This is a genomic window from Desulfitobacterium metallireducens DSM 15288, assembly GCF_000231405.2.
Classification (GTDB): domain Bacteria; phylum Bacillota; class Desulfitobacteriia; order Desulfitobacteriales; family Desulfitobacteriaceae; genus Desulfitobacterium_A; species Desulfitobacterium_A metallireducens.
Genome location: NZ_CP007032.1, coordinates 1,301,654 through 1,322,524 on the forward strand (window position 1 = coordinate 1,301,654; position 20,871 = coordinate 1,322,524).

At 40.6% G+C, this 20,871-nt stretch carries 17 protein-coding genes and 1 tRNA gene; 15 read left to right on the top strand and 3 right to left on the bottom strand.

The genetic code is table 11. The annotated features are described in order from the left end of the window. Positions 1-36: 36 nt before the first annotated feature. Positions 37-258 carry an alpha/beta-type small acid-soluble spore protein gene (locus tag DESME_RS06340; protein ID WP_025248697.1) on the bottom strand — a complete coding sequence of 74 codons (222 nt, stop codon included), beginning with the start codon at positions 256-258 and terminating at the stop codon, positions 37-39. A gap of 120 nt (positions 259-378) precedes the next feature. Between DESME_RS06340 and DESME_RS06345 the strand changes: the two genes are divergently transcribed. Next, positions 379-636: a hypothetical protein gene (locus DESME_RS06345; RefSeq protein ID WP_006715551.1), complete on the top strand. Its 258-nt coding sequence runs from the start codon at positions 379-381 to the stop codon at positions 634-636. Here the strand turns inward: DESME_RS06345 and DESME_RS06350 are convergent. Further along, positions 633-2,165, bottom strand: a complete 1,533-nt coding sequence (locus tag DESME_RS06350) for a putative polysaccharide biosynthesis protein (RefSeq protein ID WP_006715550.1) — start codon at positions 2,163-2,165, stop codon at positions 633-635. The genes DESME_RS06345 and DESME_RS06350 overlap by 4 nt on opposite strands. Positions 2,166-2,369: 204 nt before the next feature. On the opposite strand from DESME_RS06350, the gene iadA reads away from it, so the two are divergent. The 4 genes from iadA (at position 2,370) to DESME_RS06370 (ending at position 7,591) form a co-directional block, all read left to right on the top strand. Further along, positions 2,370-3,578, top strand: a complete 1,209-nt coding sequence (gene iadA / locus DESME_RS06355) for a beta-aspartyl-peptidase (protein ID WP_006715549.1) — start codon at positions 2,370-2,372, stop codon at positions 3,576-3,578. Positions 3,579-3,667: 89 nt separating this feature from the next. Beyond that, a complete protein-coding gene (gene fusA, locus DESME_RS06360) occupies positions 3,668-5,695 on the top strand; it encodes an elongation factor G (RefSeq protein WP_006715548.1) in 2,028 nt (675 codons plus the stop codon). Positions 5,696-5,911: 216 nt separating this feature from the next. After that, positions 5,912-7,237 carry a sigma-54 interaction domain-containing protein gene (locus DESME_RS06365; protein WP_006715547.1) on the top strand — a complete coding sequence of 442 codons (1,326 nt, stop codon included), beginning with the start codon at positions 5,912-5,914 and terminating at the stop codon, positions 7,235-7,237. A 162-nt stretch (positions 7,238-7,399) separates the two neighbouring features. Continuing rightward, complete coding sequence (locus DESME_RS06370) at positions 7,400-7,591, top strand: aspartyl-phosphate phosphatase Spo0E family protein (protein ID WP_006715546.1); 192 nt, start codon at positions 7,400-7,402, stop codon at positions 7,589-7,591. Positions 7,592-8,193: 602 nt separating this feature from the next. On the opposite strand, the gene DESME_RS06375 is transcribed toward DESME_RS06370, so the two are convergent. Next, a tRNA-Trp gene (locus DESME_RS06375) sits at positions 8,194-8,267 on the bottom strand. 171 nt (positions 8,268-8,438) lie between these two features. On the opposite strand from DESME_RS06375, the gene DESME_RS06380 reads away from it, so the two are divergent. From DESME_RS06380 to DESME_RS06425, 10 genes are all read left to right on the top strand, one after another. After that, positions 8,439-9,278 carry a PHP domain-containing protein gene (locus DESME_RS06380; RefSeq protein ID WP_006715545.1) on the top strand — a complete coding sequence of 280 codons (840 nt, stop codon included), beginning with the start codon at positions 8,439-8,441 and terminating at the stop codon, positions 9,276-9,278. A 38-nt stretch (positions 9,279-9,316) separates the two neighbouring features. After that, on the top strand, positions 9,317-10,204 hold the full coding sequence (locus DESME_RS06385) for a BON domain-containing protein (protein ID WP_006715544.1): 888 nt from the start codon (positions 9,317-9,319) through the stop codon (positions 10,202-10,204). A 163-nt stretch (positions 10,205-10,367) separates the two neighbouring features. Further along, entirely contained in the window at positions 10,368-11,321 is a 954-nt protein-coding gene (locus DESME_RS06390) for a metal-dependent hydrolase (protein ID WP_041483963.1), read from the top strand. Between the two features lie 125 nt (positions 11,322-11,446). Further along, positions 11,447-13,921, top strand: a complete 2,475-nt coding sequence (locus DESME_RS06395; RefSeq protein ID WP_006715542.1) for a DNA translocase FtsK — start codon at positions 11,447-11,449, stop codon at positions 13,919-13,921. 90 nt (positions 13,922-14,011) lie between these two features. Next, a complete protein-coding gene (locus DESME_RS06400) occupies positions 14,012-14,365 on the top strand; it encodes a DUF1540 domain-containing protein (protein WP_006715541.1) in 354 nt (117 codons plus the stop codon). Positions 14,366-14,808: 443 nt separating this feature from the next. Beyond that, entirely contained in the window at positions 14,809-15,822 is a 1,014-nt protein-coding gene (locus DESME_RS06405) for a M48 family metallopeptidase (protein WP_242837427.1), read from the top strand. Positions 15,823-15,934: 112 nt separating this feature from the next. Next, the gene (kapD, locus tag DESME_RS06410) at positions 15,935-16,567 is read left to right on the top strand and encodes a 3'-5' exonuclease KapD (RefSeq protein WP_006715539.1); all 633 of its coding nucleotides are present in this window, start codon (positions 15,935-15,937) and stop codon (positions 16,565-16,567) included. Positions 16,568-16,629: 62 nt separating this feature from the next. Further along, a complete protein-coding gene (locus tag DESME_RS06415) occupies positions 16,630-16,959 on the top strand; it encodes a toprim domain-containing protein (RefSeq protein WP_006715538.1) in 330 nt (109 codons plus the stop codon). Positions 16,960-17,155: 196 nt separating this feature from the next. Then, positions 17,156-18,493 (top strand): D-serine ammonia-lyase, encoded by a 1,338-nt coding sequence (dsdA, locus tag DESME_RS06420; protein WP_242837446.1) that lies wholly within the window; start codon positions 17,156-17,158, stop codon positions 18,491-18,493. Between the two features lie 38 nt (positions 18,494-18,531). After that, positions 18,532-20,847: an ATP-dependent DNA helicase gene (locus tag DESME_RS06425; protein WP_006715536.1), complete on the top strand. Its 2,316-nt coding sequence runs from the start codon at positions 18,532-18,534 to the stop codon at positions 20,845-20,847. Positions 20,848-20,871: the final 24 nt, after the last annotated feature.

The following is a 20,871-nucleotide window of genomic DNA, read 5'->3' on the forward strand; positions in this document are numbered from 1 at the left end:
GTACTGTTTTACAGTACTCCTTCCTTCGCTTCAGTTTTATAAACCGCTTTTGAGGCTTTCTTCAGCTCTTCGAATCATGGCTTTGACCATGCTCCCACCAATTCGCCCTCCAACATGTCCGCATTCTCTGGAGGTCATGTTAGCCCAACCTTGAGATTGTATTTTCTCGGTTAGACCTAATTCAGAAGCTACCTCGTATTTGAATTCGTCCAAAACAGATTGGGGCAAAATGCCAGAATTTTGATTTTTACGACTCATTTTATGAAGCACTTCCTTTCCTCTGTTTTTTGGAACATTTTTATTTTAACCAAAAGCGGTTCTATTATGGTACAAAAAATCTGGGGATTTTGATGCTAAATGTTATTGGAGGAAGATGTCATGATTATTGGAGTATTTTTGTTTTACTTCCTACTCTTTATATTTGTTTTTTCTTCTCCAGAAAAATGGAAGCAAAAAGATAAGCGCCTTAATCGTCTTTTTGTTTTTCCCGCACTTGTTGCATTACTTATGACTTTACTTACAGTAGTAAAAGTCTTTTTCATTTATAAGATTTTTATCCTTCTTTTTGCAGGATTTACACTTCTGTTAGGTTACTGGCAATGGGGGAATCAGTTTAAAAACTGGTGGAATCATTAGGAAGAAATATATTTACCTATCCAGGGTAATCTCCGCAGATCCGCAAGTGTTATTCCGCCATTCAAAAGCAGGATGGTTAAATAACAGCCTAAGCCTAAGAAAATTTGAATTAAAATAATCCAAGGTTGGGTAAAAATACTTAACAACCGAAAGAGGAACATCATGGCAATTCCTGCGCTGAGGGGTTGGAGGAGAAAACGGGGCATGTCTATCATCATTCCTGTATATCGAATGAGAGCGCCAAGATTTAGAAGAGCCATGATGATGTATCCGACGACATAGGCCGCAGCTGTGCCATTCAGTCCCCACGTGGCTTGCGCAGTTAAGTAATATAGAATCGGAATGCGAAGCAGAGCAGAGATAATGGAATGAAATACGGGGAGATAAAATTTACCAAGTCCCTGAAGAATGCCTGTGGTGGTCTGTTGGAGATAAGAAAAGATTCCTCCTAAGGCAAGAATCCTAAGGATGGGAGCGACACTTGCACTCTTGAAGAATGCGGTTAAAGGGATCGCAAAATAAAAGAGAATGAGCAAACAGGGAATACCGATAAGGATCGTTAAACGGATGGCCTCAGAACTCCGTGCTTTAACGACTTGGTATTGATTGCGAGCGGAGGCTTCAGAAATCGCAGGGACCAATGAAGTCGCTAAGGCGAAAGTAAACACGCTAGGAAAGGAGAATAAGGTAAAGGCTGCTCCTCCGAGTTGTCCAAATAATGTTGTGGCTTCACGAGCTGTGTATCCTGCGATCTGTAAGCGCTGGGGGATAAGCATCGCATCGAGCGAGGATAATCCTGTGGAGATGAGGCGTCCTGCGGTAACTGGAGAAGATAAAGTAAAAAGCTCTTTGAGAATATGAACCGAATGGGTCGGGGGTTCAGATTTCGAGAGTTTTATTTTTTTTACCCGATATAGAATAGAAATAATGATTAGCCCCATCAATTCCCCGGCCAGCATACCAAGGGCTAAGCCAGCGGCAGCCCATTCTGCACCACGGGGAGATAGAAATAAGGCTGACGAAAAACCGACACCGACGCGAACGATTTGTTCACAGATCTGGCTTAGTGCTGTTGGCATCATGTTTTGGACTCCTTGGAAATAGCCGCGAAACGCTGAAGAAATTGAAACGATAAAAATTGCAGGGGTACAGACAAGAAAGACTCTCAAAACGCGAGGGTCAGGGAAGAGTCGGTGAGCAAGATAGGGAGAAAGATAATAAAGGGACAATGCCACGATTCCGCCCGATATCGTTAAAAAGGTAAGAGCTAACCGAAAAATGTGTTGGGCCCGGGCTACTCGGTTCAGAGAGAGAGCCTCTGAAATCATTTTTGAAACGGCAATGGGAATTCCGGCAGTGGTGAGAACAAGCGCCATCATGTAAACAGGAAAGACCATATTGAATAATCCATAGGCCTCTCCACCGATATGGGTCATGATGAGATATTGGTAAACAAAACCTAAAATACGGTTAAGGAGATTGGCGGCAAACAAAATTGCTGCACCATAGACGAAAGTGCGTTTGACCATTTATTCCCTCCATTTTTTGGGCCTGACTATGTATAAATTTATGCCTGGAAAGGAAAATCCATGACAAGAGAAAATTCTTGCAAAGGAAAGAGCGCAAACAGGATTTTAAGATAAAGATGGAGAAATACTCTTTACAATTATCCATAGATAACGGATATTTTGGTAAAGATTAGGGCATTCTATTTTAGAATTGGAGGCGTCTATATGTGGCAACTCATCCGGAATGCCCAGATTTATACACCAGAACCTAGTGAGGCGCATGATCTTCTTATCGTGGGTGAACAGGTAGCCGCGATCGGAAATAATTTGAGTCTTCCTCCTTATGTGGAGGGGCAAGTTTTCGACCTGCAGGGTCAATGGATTGTACCCGGTTTCATCGATGCGCATGTCCATATCTGTGGAGGAGGAGGAGAGGCTGGTCCAAATTCGAGGACACCAGAGATTCAACTTTCACAATTAACTCAAGCCGGTATTACAACGGTTGTGGGTTGTTTAGGTACAGATGCAATTTCCCGCTCAATGGAGGAACTCTTAGTTAAAGCACGAGCTCTAGAAGAAGAAGGATTAACCACATTTGTGTACAGTGGGGCTTATCAAGCGGACTGTACTTTGCTTGCTAATTTGCGCATGGATTTAGTGCTAATTGATAAAGTAATTGGTGCTGGCGAGATCGCGATCTCTGATCACCGTTCTGCTCAACCTCAACTCGCTGATCTTGAACGTCTAGCAGCAGAAACCCGTGTCGGGGGAATGCTTGGTGGTAAGGCAGGCGTTGTCCATCTTCATCTTGGCGAAGGTAAAAGAGGGATTGAACCCATTCGACAAATTGTTGAAGAAACAGAAATTCCGATTATCCAATTTATGCCGACTCATATGAACAGGACTTATTCCTTATTGGAACAAGGGTTAGAACTCCTAAAAGCGGGTGGGAATATAGATTTAACTGCAGGTTGCGATGATTTTCCGGAGGAACTTCAGGTTCCTCATGTCTTATATCTCTTGTCTGAGCGTAAACTATTAAATGATCGTGTGACCGTAACTTCTGATGGAAATGGAAGCATGCCTCAATATAATGACCACGGAGAGCTAGTCGGGATGGGAATTGGTTCAGTTCGTGTCTTGTGGAGAGATATTCGTGAAGCAGTGCAACGTTATAATCTTTCATTGGAAGTTGCCTTACGAGCCATAACTTCGAATCCAGCTCTTGTCTTGAAACTTCCCCGAAAAGGTTTGATTCGTCCAGGCTTTGATGCAGATTTAGTCGTTTTAGACCCTAATCTCGAGATACAGCACGTTTGGGCGAGAGGAAAACTTATGGTTCAAAATAATAACCCTATCGTCTTTGGTCGTTATGAAAAAGCATTAAGCGAAAACTATCAAAATCTTAAAATCACTGAGTCTATCCAGGGTTAAACTCATTTATCTTCAGACGGAATAAACTCCTAAGATCAGGAAGAAAAAGGGAAACCTTTTCTGAATAAAATGTCAAGGAGATGATTGTCTTGAAGGATTATGAAACGCTTAATTTGCGGAATGTGTGTCTGGTTGGCCATGGTGGTTCAGGAAAAACGTCTTTAACTGAAGCTTTTTTGTTTAACTCAGGCTCTATATCCCGAATGGGAAAAGTTATGGAAGGCAATACGACTTCGGATTTTTTGCCTGAAGAAATTAAACATAAGGTTTCAATCAGTACAAGTCACGTTCCGGTGGAATGGCAAAAAATTAAGATTAACGTTCTGGATACCCCAGGGTACTCCGATTTTTTTGGTGAAGTTAAATCTGCTCTTCGGGTTGTCGAGAGCGGGGTGCTTGTTCTTTGCGGTGTTTCAGGGATTGAAGTGCAAACAGAAATCCTGATGGACTTAATGGAAGAACAAAAGCTACCCCGTCTTCTTTTTATCAATAAACTTGAGCGTGAAAATGCGAATTACTCGAAAGTAATTGAACAATTAAGAGAAAAATTTCCTCAGACACATTTTGCATCTTTGCAAATTCCAATTGGGCAGGAAGGTGAAATTCAAGGGGTCATCGATATCGTTGAACAGAAAGCGTATTACTATGAAAATAATGCGAGCGGAAAGTATACAGTAAAGGACGTTCCTGTCGAATATCAAGATGAAATGGAGCAGTTAAGGGAAGGATTAGCTGAAGCCGTTGCAGAGGCAGATGATGATATCCTTACAAAATATTTAGACGGTCAGTCTTTAAATGATGAAGAACTGCAGAGGGCGCTAAAGGGTGCCTTTGCGCAAAACCTGGTCGTCCCAATTTTAGCGGGATCAGCTGTTAAGAATATTGGAATATTCAACCTTCTTAACTTCTTTGCTAAGATTGCTCCTGCACCCCAAGTGCAAGATGAAAGGTGTGCTTTGGTTTTTAAGACGCTTGCTGATCCCTATGTTGGAAAGATGAACTTTTTACGTGTTTATGGAGGCAATTTTAAGACCGATCAGTTGATCTATAACGCCACACGAAATACTGAAGAAAAATTAGGGAATCCCTTTTTGCTTAAAGGAAAAAATCAGGAACCCGTTTCGCTCATCGCAGCGGGAGATATTGCTGTTGTTGCTAAACTTCAAGACTTAGGAACAGGAGATACACTCTGTTCGAGGGAAAATCCAGTACAACTGCGCGGGATAGACTTCCCAGAGCCTCGTCTTGCCGTCACGATCGAACCGAAAAGTAAAGGGGATGAGGATAAAGTAGGGAGTGCCCTAACTCGTTTAGCTGAAGAAGATCCAACGATGCGTACGGAAAAAAACATTGAAACAAAGGAACTTTTGTTATTTGGTATAGGAGAGATGCACCTTGAAATTCTCCTGGAGAAATTGCAACGTAAATTTGGCGTAACCGTCAAGACTCGCGTGCCTAAAGTAGCTTATCGGGAAACCATTCGGAAGCCAATCAAAGTGGAGGGTAAACATAAAAAACAAAGTGGTGGCCATGGTCAATACGGACATGTGTGGTTAACCCTTGAACCGTTAACTGACGGTGAGTTTGTCTTTGCAGAAGAAGTATTTGGTGGCTCTGTACCAAAACAATATTTTCCAGCCGTAGAAAAAGGAATCCGAGAAGCGATGACCGAGGGGAGCTTGGCAGGATTTCCTGTTACAGGTTTAAAGGCGATTCTTAATGATGGCTCCTACCATAGCGTCGACTCTTCAGAAATGGCTTTTAAACTGGCAGCCACCATAGCCTTCAAAAAGGGGACGGAATTAGCACACCCTGTGCTATTGGAACCCATTGCAGAGGTCGAAGTAAGCGTCCCTGAAGTGTTTATGGGGGACGTTATTGGCGATTTAAATAGTAAAAGGGGAAGGGTACTTGGAATGGAAGCTGATGGCAAGTACCAAAGGATTCGTGCCCATGTTCCTCAATCAGAAATGATGCGATATGCGATTGACCTCAAATCCTTAACCCAGGGAAGAGGAAGTTTCACTATTGAATTTCTTAAATATGAAGAAGTTCCCCCGAAAATCAGTGAATCAATTATTAGTCAGCTTAAGACAGCTTCAGGACAAATGAGATAGAACAGAAAGATTTATAAAAAAGAAGCTCTTGTCATCATAATGAGGCAAGAGCTTCTTTTTAAATTCCTTGCTAAAGCATAAATATTAAAATTAATCCCATAATACAGAAAATTTTAATTTTAAGAAAGGACAATAATCTGTATGTGGCGAATATTCGAATAATTAGATATAGTCATTAATGAATTTTTCATAGATAGAGAATTTGGAGGGGTTAAGGTGTCTCAAAAAGTCCGTGTAGGAATTATCGGTGCAGGAAAAGGAGGAACCTCAGTTTATAAAATGTTGCGAGCGATTGAGAATGTTGAAATTGTAATAGTTTGCGATATTCGGGTCAATGCACCTGGAATTGTGCTCGCTTGTCAGGACGGAATTAAGGCCAGTAAAACCATTGAAGAGTTTTGTCAACAAGATATGGATGTTATTATCGAAGCAACAGGCTTACCTGAGGTACAACAAAAGATAGAGCATTTGAAAGCAACTCATACCTCTGTTATGGAAGCTGAAGGAGCCAATTTGATGATGCATCTAATTGAGGAGAAGGTGAAGTTTTCTGAAATAAAACATTTTCAGGAAAGTCGACTCAATGAAATCACCACAAGCACGTTCACGTTTGATGATATCATCGGATGTCATCCTGATTTTGAACGTTCTGTAACTTTGGCAAGAAAAGCCGCTAAAAGCAATTCTACGGTATTGATTCTTGGAGAAAGTGGGACGGGAAAAGAACTTTTCGCTCATGCCATCCACAGTGCCAGTCAAAGAAGTGAGAAATCTTTCATCAAGGTTAATTGTGCAGCAAACCCAGTAACCTTACTGGAAAGTGAACTCTTCGGACATGAAAAAGGAGCATTTAATGAAGCTCTCAAGATAAAAATAGGTAAAATGGAGTTGGCTAACGAAGGAACGATCTTCCTTGACGAAATTGGGGATATGAATCTCTATTTACAATCTAAGTTATTAAGAGTCCTTCAAGATATGGAGTTCGAACGCCTTGGAGGAATGCAGACCATTAAAGTTGATGTGCGTGTGATTGCTGCGACTAATCGTAATTTACGAGAAATGGTTAGACAAGGTGAGTTCCGCGAAGATCTATTCTATCGTTTGAATGTGGTGGAATTGCGCTTGCCCCCCCTACGTAAACATAAAGAAGATGTTCTTGCCTATGCCCAATCCTATATTATGAAATTTAATCATAAGTTTGGCAAACGAGTTGTGGGTATGAATACGCAGGCTGAGCAAATCCTATTGAACTATCCTTGGCCAGGGAATGTACGAGAACTCCAGAATGTGATTGAACGAGCCATGGTTATTGTTGATGGAGATATTATTACACCGAAACAACTATCGAATTTAGTAGAAAACGGTATGGGAGATAGCTCAGAGAAAAATATAGGGGAACTCATGCCTTTAGATGTACTGGAAAAGAAGATGATTCGTTTAGCTTTGCAACGTTATGGTGAGTCTGTTGAAGGGAAAAAGAAAGCGGCCCAAAGCTTAAATATTTCCTTAGCGACATTATATAACAAACTGAAGACTCTTTAATCGTCTTAAAGATGTAATTGCTTAGTTTCAATAGAGTAATAAGCATATGCCCTCCGAATTTTCCGTTAAGAAATATTATTCGACAAAACTTCCTATGGAAACGACTTACTTCTTTGCAGTACAATAGAATTCGTTAGTCATAGGAAAGGATGTCGAGTTACGGTGAATTCTCAAATTGCAGACTTATGCCGCTTAATTGAGGAAGTGCGTGAGGAACTAATTCAATTAGGTGCGAACAAACCCTTTACAGATCCAGAAGTTGTAAAGATTAGCCAAGAGTTAGATCAATTGCTGAATGAATATGAATTTCTGAGGCATGACGATAGATACGAATTTGAGCGTAAATGGGCTTGAAACAGACACATCTTTCACAAATATTTCACACCGTCTTAAGGTAACATTCAGGTATCTACGGAAAAATTGGGCTACAATAATCTTGCTTTTAAATATTCAAATCTTCCTTCTCATACCCCACCGAAAAGGTGGGGCTATTTTTTATATCGTAGATTTCTTGTTTCCTTACCGCTGTTATCACATTACAAAATATTGTCGACTCTATCATGTAATATAAAGATAAAGAGATAAGAAATGAAAATTTTGTAATGAATAATAAAGGAGCGTGAATCTTAATGATAAGGAAATGGCGTATTTGGCTTAGTAAACGTGCTGCTGCTGAGCGCAAACAGCAGAACTGGGAGCTATATTTTAAGAATCAAATAAAGATATAAGAAGTTTCAGCATATTTTCAGGTAACAATCAGGCCTATTTCAGATGAGGGATGTATATTAAGGTAATGAAAATTCTTTTTCATTCAAATTCCCTTTCTATTTTATAAAACCCGAGGATTAAATTACTCGGGTCCTTTTTATCAAACTATACCATTAACTAATAATTAACAAATGTCCTCATAATAAAAACAAAAAACACTGCAAATACTTGCAGTGTTTGTCTTTTCATGGCAGGGGATGCAGGAGTTGAACCCACACTAACGGTTTTGGAGACCGCTGTTCTACCATTAAACTAATCCCCTAAAATTCTAAATAAAATAGCGACAATTGCAATTATACTAGAGCAATATTATTATGTCAATAATATTTATAGGTATTTATATTTTTTCGTTTTGAAAGGATTTTATAATGAAAGGAAGAATAGCCTTATATTATATTAAAATAGAAAACAGATGTCGGAGAGGGGAAGCTATATGTTTATTGACTTGCATGTTCATACTGAGGAGTCTGATGGGGCACTTTCTGTAGAAGAAGTGCTGAAATTGGCCTCGGAACGTGGGATAGAAGCTCTCTCATTGACAGATCATGAAACGACACATGGAGTAGAACTAGCTCAGCATTACATAGATAAATTCAAATTGAAGGTTGTTCCTGGGGTAGAGCTGGTCACGGCTTTTAAAGATATCGAAGTCCATTTGCTTGGATATTTTGGGGAGACCTGTCTCAATAATTTGCAACTTCAGGATCGTTTGAAAGAATTACGATTGCAAAGGACGGCGCTTGCTTATGATATGGTTAAGCAACTACAACGGGAAGGGTTATCTTTAAAGTGGAGTGAGGTGGAGAAAGTCGCCAATCCGGAAGGTACAGTGAGCAAAGGTCACATTATGCACGCCATTCATAATCATTTTGAAAAATCAGAAGAAATACCCTGGCGTGTGATATCTGCCCTTTTTCAACCTGGTGGTGCTGTATATTTACCTTTTTTAGAGCATTCCTTTGCGGAAGCAGTTGACTTAATTTATGCTTGTGGCGGAATGCCTGTACTTGCCCATCCAGGGCTACTTAATAATTTGAGAATCGTAAATGAACTTCTGTCCCAACGTCCGATCGGCTTAGAAGTTTATTATGGATACTGGGAAAAAAGAGAAACTTTGATCAGAGAATTTGAAGCCTTAGGAGGAGAAAAGGCTATTCTCATTACGGGAGGCAGTGATTTTCACGGCCCTTTTAGTCAAGTGACTTTAGGTCAAATCGATGTTCCTTATGAATGTCTTGAAATTCTTGAAAAAGGGATAAAATCAGCCTTCTAGACAAAAACTAAAGTCAGTTTTTGACTGGAGGGACGAATATGCAAAAAATGAGATCTGAAAAGGAAGTTTTCCAAGACATAAAACAATTAATCCAAACTCACTTTGGAGAAAGTGGCCAAGGTCTTCATGTTGATGTAAAGGGGGATAAAGTTACCCTTTGGGGAACGGTAGATGCCTTGTCTGAGAAAGATTTCATAGGGCAGCGGATTGGTCGGGTTGACGGAGTTAGAGAGATTGATAACTCCTTAACCGTGGCTAACGATGGCAATGTTAGTGATAAAGATATTGAGAAACAAGTTTCCGAGAGATTTACCCAGTCCAATTATGAGGACATTACTCACCTTGGCTGTCGGGTGAGTCAGGGAATAGTCACCTTATTGGGTCATGTCGAAACGCAAAGTACCGAGCGGTTGGCCAAAAGAATTGCTTCTCAGGTCAGGGGAGTTAAGGAGATTCGGAGTGAGATTCAATTTCTTGAGAAGGCGGTCGATGATGCAACGTTGGTTAATCGAGTTGAGAATGCCTTTGTTGCCTCACCTTGGGTCGATGCACATGAAATTAAAACGACAGCTCGTAATGGATTGATTACTATTACAGGAATGGTCGATACTCAAGAAGCTATTGAATGGGCAGTCGAAACGGCTTACCAAGTTCCAGGAGTAAAAGCGGTTATGAGCGAACTCTTTGCTCGTCATCGTTCTCAGGGTGAAGATTTACAGATGACGGAGCAATTGGTAAGGAAACTAGGTCAACATGGACTAACGAGTCAGCAAGTTCGAGCCTTTGTTCAAGATGGAATCGCTTTTTTTAGTGGCGAGGTATATTCTGATGAAGACCGCCGATGGGCGGAATCAATGGTCCATCATGTTTCCGGAATTCATGGAATGAATAGTTCCATTAAAGTAGCATCACATAGTATTAAGTAAGTAAATTCTTGATTAACAAAGCCCAACCTTATTTCAAGGTTGGGCTTTGTTAAAGTATATGTAAAATTTTCTGTGGCAAAAAATTAACAAACAATATAGAAGCGATGTGTTATAATAAATTCGTTCGGTTTATTCTTCATGGAGGTGATGAGGTACGGATCCAATAACTCACGGCTTGATCGGGGCAGCTTTGAGCACCTTTTCCGGGCATCCGATACAGATTACTGATCCAGTATTTTTAGGGTGTACCTTAGGCGCAATGTTACCTGATTTAGATATAGTCACTTATTTTAAGGGAAGACTCAATTATTTAATGAAACATCGTGGAGCAAGCCATTCTCTCTTGGCTTTAAGCGGAATGGCTCTAGGACTGGGAAGCCTTATTTATGCAATGTATCCTACGACTTCTTGGGGTACCATTGTTTTTTGGACTTTGATTGGGACATTGTCTCATGGTTTAAGTGATCTATTAAACTCCTATGGAGCAGAGTTATTCTGGCCTTTCTTTCGCAAGAAACTAACCGTTGACATGATCATTGTCACCGATCCCGTTGTTCTCGGATTTTTCATATTATCTCTTGTGATCTCTATACTCCACCCCACAATGGCGATGCATTCGTCCTTAACGGCATTCCTTCTAAGTATAGGGTATCTTTTCTATCGAGAATCGTATCGTATAAAAACACGAGATAAGCTGATGCAGCGATATAAAATTACGGATAAAACGCGGATCAAGGTTTTGCCGGCCATGTATAAACCTTTTAATTGGTCCTTTTTACTCTTTGAAGAAACAGAAGTTCGATTTGGTATAGTGCTTGGAGAAAAAGCTCGGATTTTGAAGAACTTACCCCGTTGCGATCACAGTGATCCTTCGATTGCTAATGCAATGGAGGGTGGATTAGCAGAGATTTTTACTCAATTTACCCCATATTATCATGTCCTTCTTAAAGAAGAAGATGATCAGCTTAAAGTCGAATTTCTCGACCTTCGCTATTGGGATAGAGAAGATTTTCTTTATACAGGAGAGGTTTTAATGCTTCCTGATGGTCAAATTGCTGAAGAAACCTTTTATTCCTTTAAAAGCAGAAATTCAGCCGGAATTGTCCTTGAATATTAATTGAAAATTCTAAGATGATGCCAGAACCTCTGTAATCAGAGGTTCTATTTCTGTCATCGATGGCTGAGTCTATTGACTTCAAATTCGACATCAACCATAATTAAATCTAGTGTGGAGGTGGGATTGTGCCAAAAAAACAGAAGAGCTTTCGGGTAATGTGGCAGGTTGTTGCAGTCCTGACTGGAATTTTGGGATTTTTCGGGATACTCGGGGAACTTGAGATGACGGGGATTGGTCGCGCTATTTATGCCGGATTAAAAGCAGTCTTTGGGGGCATTACGTGGGGAGTCCCTTTAATCTTTTTGCTAGTGACGATTGTCATTGAAGTAAAGCTAGAGAAGGCTACCCAATTGCGGATCGGAAAGAGTATTTCCCGCTTTTTACTCAAAAATGAAAATACGAATAGTAAGAAAAGAAAGCCTGCGCAAGCGCGAAAAAGCAAAAAGTCAATCTCTTTACAAGAAGAAAAGAAGGGAATCCCTCTTCCTCAAGGAAAATTAGTAAGCCTTCAAGGTTTTAATGATTACTTTGCATCAGATGAAGGCCCAGAAATCGAAAGTGCGGCGACAAAAGAGCCTTTGACTGAACTAGGCCGAGATTTTACGACTTATTTTCAGGAGGGTCAGGAGTTCTCATTCCAGCCGTTAGGAACCCAATTTACGACGGTTCAGCCACTCAAAGGGTTTCCTAGCTATTTTGAACATGTCCAATCAGAATATGAAAAAGAATCGAAAATATCGAGTGTAATACCGGAAAAACGAGATTGGCTAAGTGTTTTAAAGGAAGATTCCGAAAAGAGGGTTCCGGGTCAAATCGCGCAGCTAGCTCAGTATCAGCCTCAAATAGAGTCTTTGAAGGTTGAAGTACCAATTCAGAAAGAAACGGTCCAGGTGAAAGAACTTTCAACAGCTAATTATTCTGAAGATGTGCCCACAGTCTCATACATAGAGGCTAAAACCATGGAAACTCAAGATCCAGATTGCCAACTTTTTAACATTAAAGAGAACTTAGTAGAAAGCACACCTGATTTAGATATAAGTTTACCTAGTATAGAGGTGAATGAAGAATTTATAGAAATTGATGATAATGAAGTTGATGCCTCTAAAATAGAGTCAGGGGAAGAGATAATTACGGAAGTTCCTGATGAGGTCGAAGTTGTTGAAAAGTCTCAAATTGAAAGACAGAAATCTTGGTCTTTACCAAAGTTTGAGATCCTTGATCCTCTTCTTAATATCCCCGTGGTCTATGATACTGAGACACAAAAAAAACTTGAACAAGTTCTTGCCGATTTCGGAGTTCAGGCCAAAGTTATTCGTGTAACCCGTGGCCCGGTTATTACGCGTTTTGAATTAGCCCCTGCACCGGGTGTTAAGATTAGCCGAATTGTCCATCTAGCTGATGATATTGCTCTGGGATTAGCTGCTCGAGATGTCCGAATTGAGGCCCCTATTCCAGGAAAAGCTGCGATCGGGATTGAGGTACCCAATAAACAACCTCGTCCCGTGCCTTTCAAAGAGGTACTTGAAACCTCAACGTTCAAGGAAAATCCTTCTAAACTTAAGACTGCACTCGGAAAGGATATTTCGAATCAGCCGGTCATTGCTGACTTAGCTAAAATGCCCCATGTTCTTATTGCAGGGGCTACGGGATCAGGAAAAAGTGTTTGCATTACAACAATCATTAACTCCATCTTATTCAATGCTCAACCCAATGAAGTAAAATTCTTAATGGTTGATCCCAAAATGGTCGAGCTCAGTATTTATAATGGAATTCCCCATTTACTCGCGCCAGTGGTAACAGATCCGAAAAAAGCTGCCGCCGCACTTAAATGGATTGTTAAAGAAATGGAAACACGGTATGAACTTTTCGCTGCAGCTGGAGTAAGGGACATCGGACGTTATAATCGTCAGAAAGCGGGTCTAGATAAAGTTGCTTCTGCGCTCCCTTGGATAGTCGTAATTATCGATGAGCTAGCTGATTTAATGATAGTCGCGGCAAATGATGTTGAAGAAGCTATCTGCCGTTTAGCTCAAATGGCCAGAGCAGCAGGGATCCATTTGGTCATCGCGACCCAACGCCCTTCCGTTGATGTTATTACTGGAGTAATTAAAGCGAATATCCCGAGTCGCATTTCCTTTGCGGTCAGTTCACAGATTGATTCAAGGACAATTCTTGATGCAACCGGTGCAGAAAAACTATTGGGTCGTGGCGATATGCTTTATTCACCTCAAGGGCAAAATAAACCGATTCGTGTTCAGGGCTGTTTTGTTTCTGATGATGAGGTGCAGAGAACTATTGATTATTGGAAGTCTCAAGGTAAACCGGAATACCTTGCTCCCGAAGGATTTTTTAATGAGACGGAAACGAAAATGGAAAATGCTGGACCGGATGATGAGTTGTTTATTGACGCTGGCCGAATGATTATGAACACAGGCATGGCATCTGTTTCCTTTCTTCAACGTAAATTTAAGCTGGGATATGCAAGAGCTGCTCGTTTAATTGATCTCTTAGAAGATAACGGAGTTGTTGGAGGGTATGAGGGAAGTAAGCCCCGACAGATTTTAATGACAAAAGAAGAGTTTGAGGAACGATTTGGTTGATCGAGTAAGCGGTTGTATAAGAACTCAATGTGTTACACATACTAAGAGAAATAAATCCCTTGAATTGGGTAAACAGGGAGGAAATTTCTGATGGATAAGCTTAAGTGTAACGCGGTCAACTGTCTATACAATTACAATACCCTTTGCAGTGCAGGAGAAATCAAAGTCCAAGGTGAACGTGCATTGGGTAGTGGTTCTACGTTTTGTGGAACCTTCAATTCACGGAGCTTAGGGAATTATGTATCTTCAATTGGGAATATGAATTATGGTGGCGCCGCAAAACAAATGTTTAGCAATACGACAATGGAACCTCAGGTCGTTTGTGATGCAGTGAACTGTACTTATAATAACGATCAAATCTGTAATGCCGATGCCATACAAATTCAAAATGAAGTCTCAACAACTGCGGAACAAACAGAGTGTCAAACCTTCTATCCGCGCTGATCTCTGCTCCTATTAGATTTTCAATCCGTGAATTCTTAAAATAGAGCACACTATGAGTCGTTAACATCGATTCTTGGTGTGTTCTATTTTTATGCTTTAGAGGATTAAATGAGCAGATGTCGAAAATTTTATAAGTTAGATATACATTTGCATGAATGCCATATTCTCGCAGATTATACATACTAATGATTAGAAAGAAGAAAATTTTCTTTTAATAGAGGAGGGATGAACAACTGTCTTCACATATTAAGGCCTTTTGGCTGATTTCATTCCTGTTTACAGCAATTTTTAGTTTTTTATACCTGTGGTTCACGCTTTTTCCTGGCGAAATAGATCCTTTAGCCCTTCAAATTTTTGGTTTTGAACAAGTTCAGAGGGGAAAATCCTATAGTCTCATTCCTCGCCTTTGCTATATTTTAAGCTTTTTACTCCAAATTTCTTGTTTGGGGTGGTTGATTTTTTCAGGAAGAATTCGCGGACTTGTCCGTGATGCCATGAAAATTTCTGGAGGGCGAGAGTGGGTTAGTATTCTGTTGATTATTATTAGAACGTGGTTTTTGCTCAAACTCCTAAGTTTTCCCTTTAGTATATATAGTCAATATTTCTGGCAACATCAGTGGGGCTTTTCTAATCAGAGCTTAGGGGCCTGGATCTTGGATGATTTTAAAACTTCACTCTTAGATGTCGGATTAACAGTCCTTGGGGGAATGATTCTTTTTGGATTGTTTAGGCATTGGCCCCGAGCATGGTGGGCTGTGGGAGGATCTTTTTTTGCAGCTTGGTTGGTTTTTCAATCTCTGCTTTGGCCAATTTTAGTTGCACCGCTCTTCAATCATTTTAGCAAAGTAGAAAATCTCCAAATTGTGAATATGGTCAACGAACTTGCTGAAAGGGCGGGGTTAAATATAAATCAGCTTTTGGTCATGGACGCAAGTCAAAGGACAACCAAAGCGAATGCTTATTTTACTGGGGTGGGTAGTACTCAAAGAATTGTCCTTTATGACACTTTGCTAAAAGATTATGATCTAGGCGAAATCAAAGCGGTTATTGCCCATGAAATGGCTCATTGGAAATATGGACATATCCTAAAAGGATTACTCTTAGGCATCTTAGGGAGTTTCTTACTTTGGCGGCTTGCCTTTTGGGTCTTAAATTCAATGTTTCCTTCGAGAAAGTATTCGCCTGAGGTCTGGACGATTTTATTGTTCTTCCTTTTAATCATGAGCTTTCTAAGTAATCCACTTCAGAATTATGTTTCTCGGCAAATGGAAACTGAAGCGGATATCTTGGCGGTTCAACTGACGAAAGATGTTTCCTCAACCGTTCGTTTACAAAGCAATCTTGCTACGCGTAATCTTTCGGATGTATCTCCGCCACCGTTTATCACGTGGTTTAGTTACACTCATCCTTCGGCAGTAACGCGAATAGAGACGATTCAGGAGCTTTCACAGAAATAAGATTTTTATATTCTTTTATTGTTGATCCCTTTGGAGTATGATTAGTCTAATTCACATTTTACGGGTTATTTAAGCCTCGAATTATTACTAGAGAGTGAGAGGAAGAGAGAAAATGGCAAAGTTCTTAGTGGTGGATTTTGAATTTTCTGTACCAAGGGCATATGGTAAGCCAAGAGCCTGGTTTCCAGAAATAATTGAGGTTGGAGCGGTGCTGTCGGATTCTCTAGGCAATCCGACAGACCAAACCTATAGCGCTTTTGTCAAACCTAGAATTTGGACACGCTTGGCTGAGGAAAGCTATGCGATAACAGGAATACGTCAAGCAGATATAGATGGGGGCGTTGACATTGAGGCCTCTTTAAATATCCTGCAAAAAATGTCCCCTGACAAGGATACGTGGTTAGTCGCCTGGGGAGATGCTGATCGAAAAGTCCTCGGTAACGTCTGTGAAAAATATAGTTTGGACTATCCTTTTGCTTGGGACAACTATTTAGATCTGGCCGAGGAATATAAAATTTTTTGTAAGTTAGATAGAAAAGCATCCTTAAAACGGGCGATTGAGGAAAATGAAATTCCGCAAATCGGGATTCTTCATTCAGCTTTAGATGATGCAATCAATGCTGCCCAGGTTATGGCATGGATGATGAAGAACGGCTGGGTGATGGGAAGTCTAGAGGCTACTAAAGATGCGGAGACCAAGGCTGCGGTTACGCATACGAGAAGTAAGGAAAACCGTTTGGTTTGAATAAATTAAAGGGTGTTGACAAAGTCTAATGCTAGAAAGACATGCAACTAGGAGAGTGAGCTATGGGCAAAGTCATTATTGTTGAAGGTAAAACAGACCGTGAGCAACTCTTGAAAGTATTAGACGAACCGGTAGAATTCCTCTGTAGTAATGGTACATTGAGTTATGAGAAACTGGAAGAATGGGCTGAGTGGTTAGAAAGCTCAGAAATTTATATTTTTGTGGATGCAGATGATCCTGGGAATAAGTTGCGAAAACGAATTAACCAAGAGCTGCCTGAGGTTCACCATCTTTATACGCATAAAGTGTATCGCGAAATTGCCACAACTCCTATTGATGTATTGACCGAGATTTTAGAACATGCTCATTTTGACGTAAAGGTTATAGAATAATAATTAGCTTTTTTAGAAAATAAGTATAGAGACAGCCCAGAGGACTCGGTATAAGCCGAGTTCTTTTTCGATTCCAAAAAGAGAGAAGTGCTATTCGTACTTTAAAGGAGATTATCGAAAAAAATAGAAATTATAACGAAGATTAAATGAAGGGATGAATGCTTTGGAAAATGATTCGGTTTGTGGAAAGACAAAAATGGATTGGGTCAAGGAATTTCCCTTACTTAATTCAATGATATTAGGTGATGAAGTCTTTTGGGTTAATCCCCATTATACCGATAAGAAAGTCAATCAGGTTCCTTTAGGTCAAAAAGAAATTGATGATGCTGAAGCACGTTTACTGCGATTTGCTCCGTACTTGGCTAAGGCCTTTCCTGTTACAAAAGCACAAAAAGGGTTGATTGAATCACCTTTGGTTTTCATATTACAAATGCAGAAGTTTCTTGAAGATTGGTTTATGGTTAATATTCCGGGGAAACTTTTAGTTAAAGAAGATAATCTTTTGCCGATAGCGGGTTCAATTAAGGCAAGAGGGGGAATATATGAAGTCCTAAAGCATTCGGAAGATTTAGCACTTGAAAATCAACTTCTGGCGATGCAAGATGATTATTCGGTGTTAAGTTCATCTTATTTCAAGGAGTTTTTTGCCCACTATTCTATCGCTGTTGGATCAACCGGAAATCTGGGCCTTAGCATTGGGATAATGAGTTCTAAATTGGGCTATCAGGTATGCGTTCATATGTCTGCCGATGCAAAACAATGGAAAAAAGACATGCTCAGAAGTCAAGGGGTGCAAGTTCTCGAATATGATTCGGATTATAGCCGGGCTGTTGAAGAAGGACGGAAAATCGCTCAAGGCGACCCTAACTGCTATTTCATCGATGATGAGAATTCAGAGGATCTCTTTTTAGGGTATGCAGTCGCTGCCAGCGGTCTGAAAGAGCAACTTGAGGATATGAATGTAAGTGTAGACAAAGATCATCCCCTCTTTGTCTATCTACCCTGTGGCGTAGGAGGAGGACCGGGGGGCATTGCTTTCGGCCTAAAACTTATTTTCGGTGAATATGTCCATTGCTTTTTTGCTGAACCAACCCATTCACCCTGTATGCTTCTGGGCCTATTAACGGGTCTTCATAATCAAGCTGCAGTCCAAGATTTTGGGATTGATAATCAAACTGAGGCCGATGGGTTAGCTGTGGGGCGTCCTTCAGGTTTCGTCAGTAGAATTATGAAAAACAGGTTAAGCGGTAGCTATACTGTGCAAGATGATGTGCTATATATTTTATTAAGTGCTCTGAATGAGAGTGAACACGTCCAGCTTGAACCTTCGGCGCTTGCAGGAATGGTCGGGCCGGTCAGACTGATGCAAACAAAGCTTGGACAAGATTATCTTTCGACACATAACTTAATGGGGAAAATGAAGAATGCTACCCATATCGTATGGGCGACAGGTGGAAGTTTGGTGCCTCGTGAGATTATGGCTGAATATATCGAAAAGGGTAATCGATTAACGCAGCAGAATAAAAATCATTAACTAGTATATGGTGGAGAGGGACGGGTTAGAAGGAGAACATGAGAGTATCAGTACGCGAACTGGTCGAATTCGTACTTCGATCAGGGGATTTACAATCGACAGCGAATGGTCCGTCCCGAACACTAGAAGGAATTAAAGCGCATCAGTTTATTCAGAAGGCTTATGGCCAAGAATACCAACCCGAAGTCAGCTTAAGTTATGTTTATGAACAGGATGATAGGAAACTTGAAATTCATGGTCGTGCCGATGGAATCATTCAAAAAGAATCAGGTATTTGCATTGACGAGATCAAGTCTACGACTCGAAACTTTGAGCAATGGGAGGAATCCTTCAGCGATATCCACTGGGCACAGGTGAAATGCTATGCCTATATCTATGCTTTTCAGGTTGGGTTAAAGTCGATTGAGGTTCAACTGACTTATTATCAGCTCAATTCTGGTGAGAGCCAAATTTTTACTCGTTCATATTCGATCGAGGATCTCGAGGACTTTTTTATAAAAGTAGTTGATAGTTATCTTCAATGGGCGAAGAAAATAGAATCCTGGACCGAAGCTCGGGATTTGAGTATACGCAGTTTAGAGTTCCCGTATCCTTCCTACCGTTCAGGACAACGCAAACTCGTCATTGCAGTTTATAAAACGATTGAGCAGGGGAAAAAATTGTTTGCTCAAGCACCAACTGGAATTGGGAAAACGATAGCGACTTTATTCCCTGCGCTAAAATCCCTAGCCGAAGGGTTAACGAGCGAGCTTTTTTATTTGACAGCTAAAACGATGACCCGAACAGTAGCAGAAAAAGCCCTCAGTGATCTGCAAGAACAAGGATTGAGGATTAAAAGGCTCACATTAACTGCAAAAGATAAGATCTGTTTTTTACCGGATAGCACGTGTGATCCGGAGGAATGTCCTTATGCTCGGGGCTATTATGATCGGGTGCGGTTGGCTGTGGAAGAGATTTTTAATGAGGATTCCTGGAATCGGGCAATGATCGAAAATTATAGTCGCAATCATTCAGTGTGCCCTTTTGAGTTCTCTTTGGATTTGACTAATTGGGCTGATGTCGTCATATGTGATTATAATTATGTTTTTGATCCTCGTGTCTACTTGCGCAGGCTTTTTCTCGAAGGAGGAGATTATCTCTTCTTGGTTGATGAAGCCCATAACCTTGTAGAGCGCGCACGTGAAATGTTTTCTGCTGAAATTGTGAAGGAGCCCTTCTTAAAGTTAAAAAGGGAAGTTCAAACTGAATTTCCTTTGTTGGGTAAGAAATTGCAGAAAGTGAATGCTCAATTGGGAAAGCTAAAGAAGGAACGGGCCGAGGATTTTCAAAAGGATCCCCCCACTGGGCTTTATTCGAGTTTGCAACAATTTATTAAAGTGGCAGAAAGTTTTTTGCGGGAAGAGAAGTCTGTACCTTGGAAAGATGAATTTTTAGACCTTTATTTTAAAACCTTAGGATTCTTAAGAACGGCTGAATATTACGATGAGCGTTATAACACACTCTATAAACAAGGACAGGAAGGCTTCTCGGTCAAACTATATTGTCTTGATCCCTCGCTTCTTCTGGCTGAATCCTTCAAAAGAGGACGTGCCGCTATCCTTTTTTCGGCAACTTTAAGTCCAATTGAGTATTTTATGAAAATATTAGGGGGAGAAGAGTCTTCTTATAAACTGAAACTGGGTTCGCCCTTTCCTCAGCAAAACCTCTGTTTAATGATTCATGAGGGGATATCCACCCGCTATAGTCAACGGGATATGAGTTATGACCAACTTGCAGAAGCTATAGCCATAGTTGTGAAGTCAAAGATAGGTAACTATTTAATATTTTTTCCGTCATATGTCTATCTGCAGCATGTCTATGAGCGGTTTGAGTTGAATAATCCGGAAATTCATACCATAGTTCAAACGTCTGGAATGACTGAAGAAGAGAGGGAAGTCTTTCTCGATCAATTTCAAGAAGATCCAGAACGGACATTCGTGGGTTTTTCTCTCTTAGGTGGAATTTTTGGAGAAGGTATCGATCTTACGGGAAGCCGGCTTTCCGGAGCGGTAATTGTGGGTGTAGGTTTGCCTCAAATTTGCTTGGAACGAGATTTGATTCGTGACTATTTTCAAACGAGGTTGAAGCGTGGCTTTGAATATGCCTATATGTATCCCGGTCTAAACAAGGTTCTGCAGGCGGTTGGACGCGTGATACGCACTGAGCAAGACAGGGGAGTAGTCCTGCTTGTGGATGATCGCTTTGCACGATCAAGTTATCAGAAATTATTTCCACCTGAGTGGCAACCCTTGCGGTATATCTCTAATCTTCAAACTATCGAAGAGCAGAGTCGTGTCTTTTGGAACGAGAGTTGACAAAAAATATATGAATTGATGTTT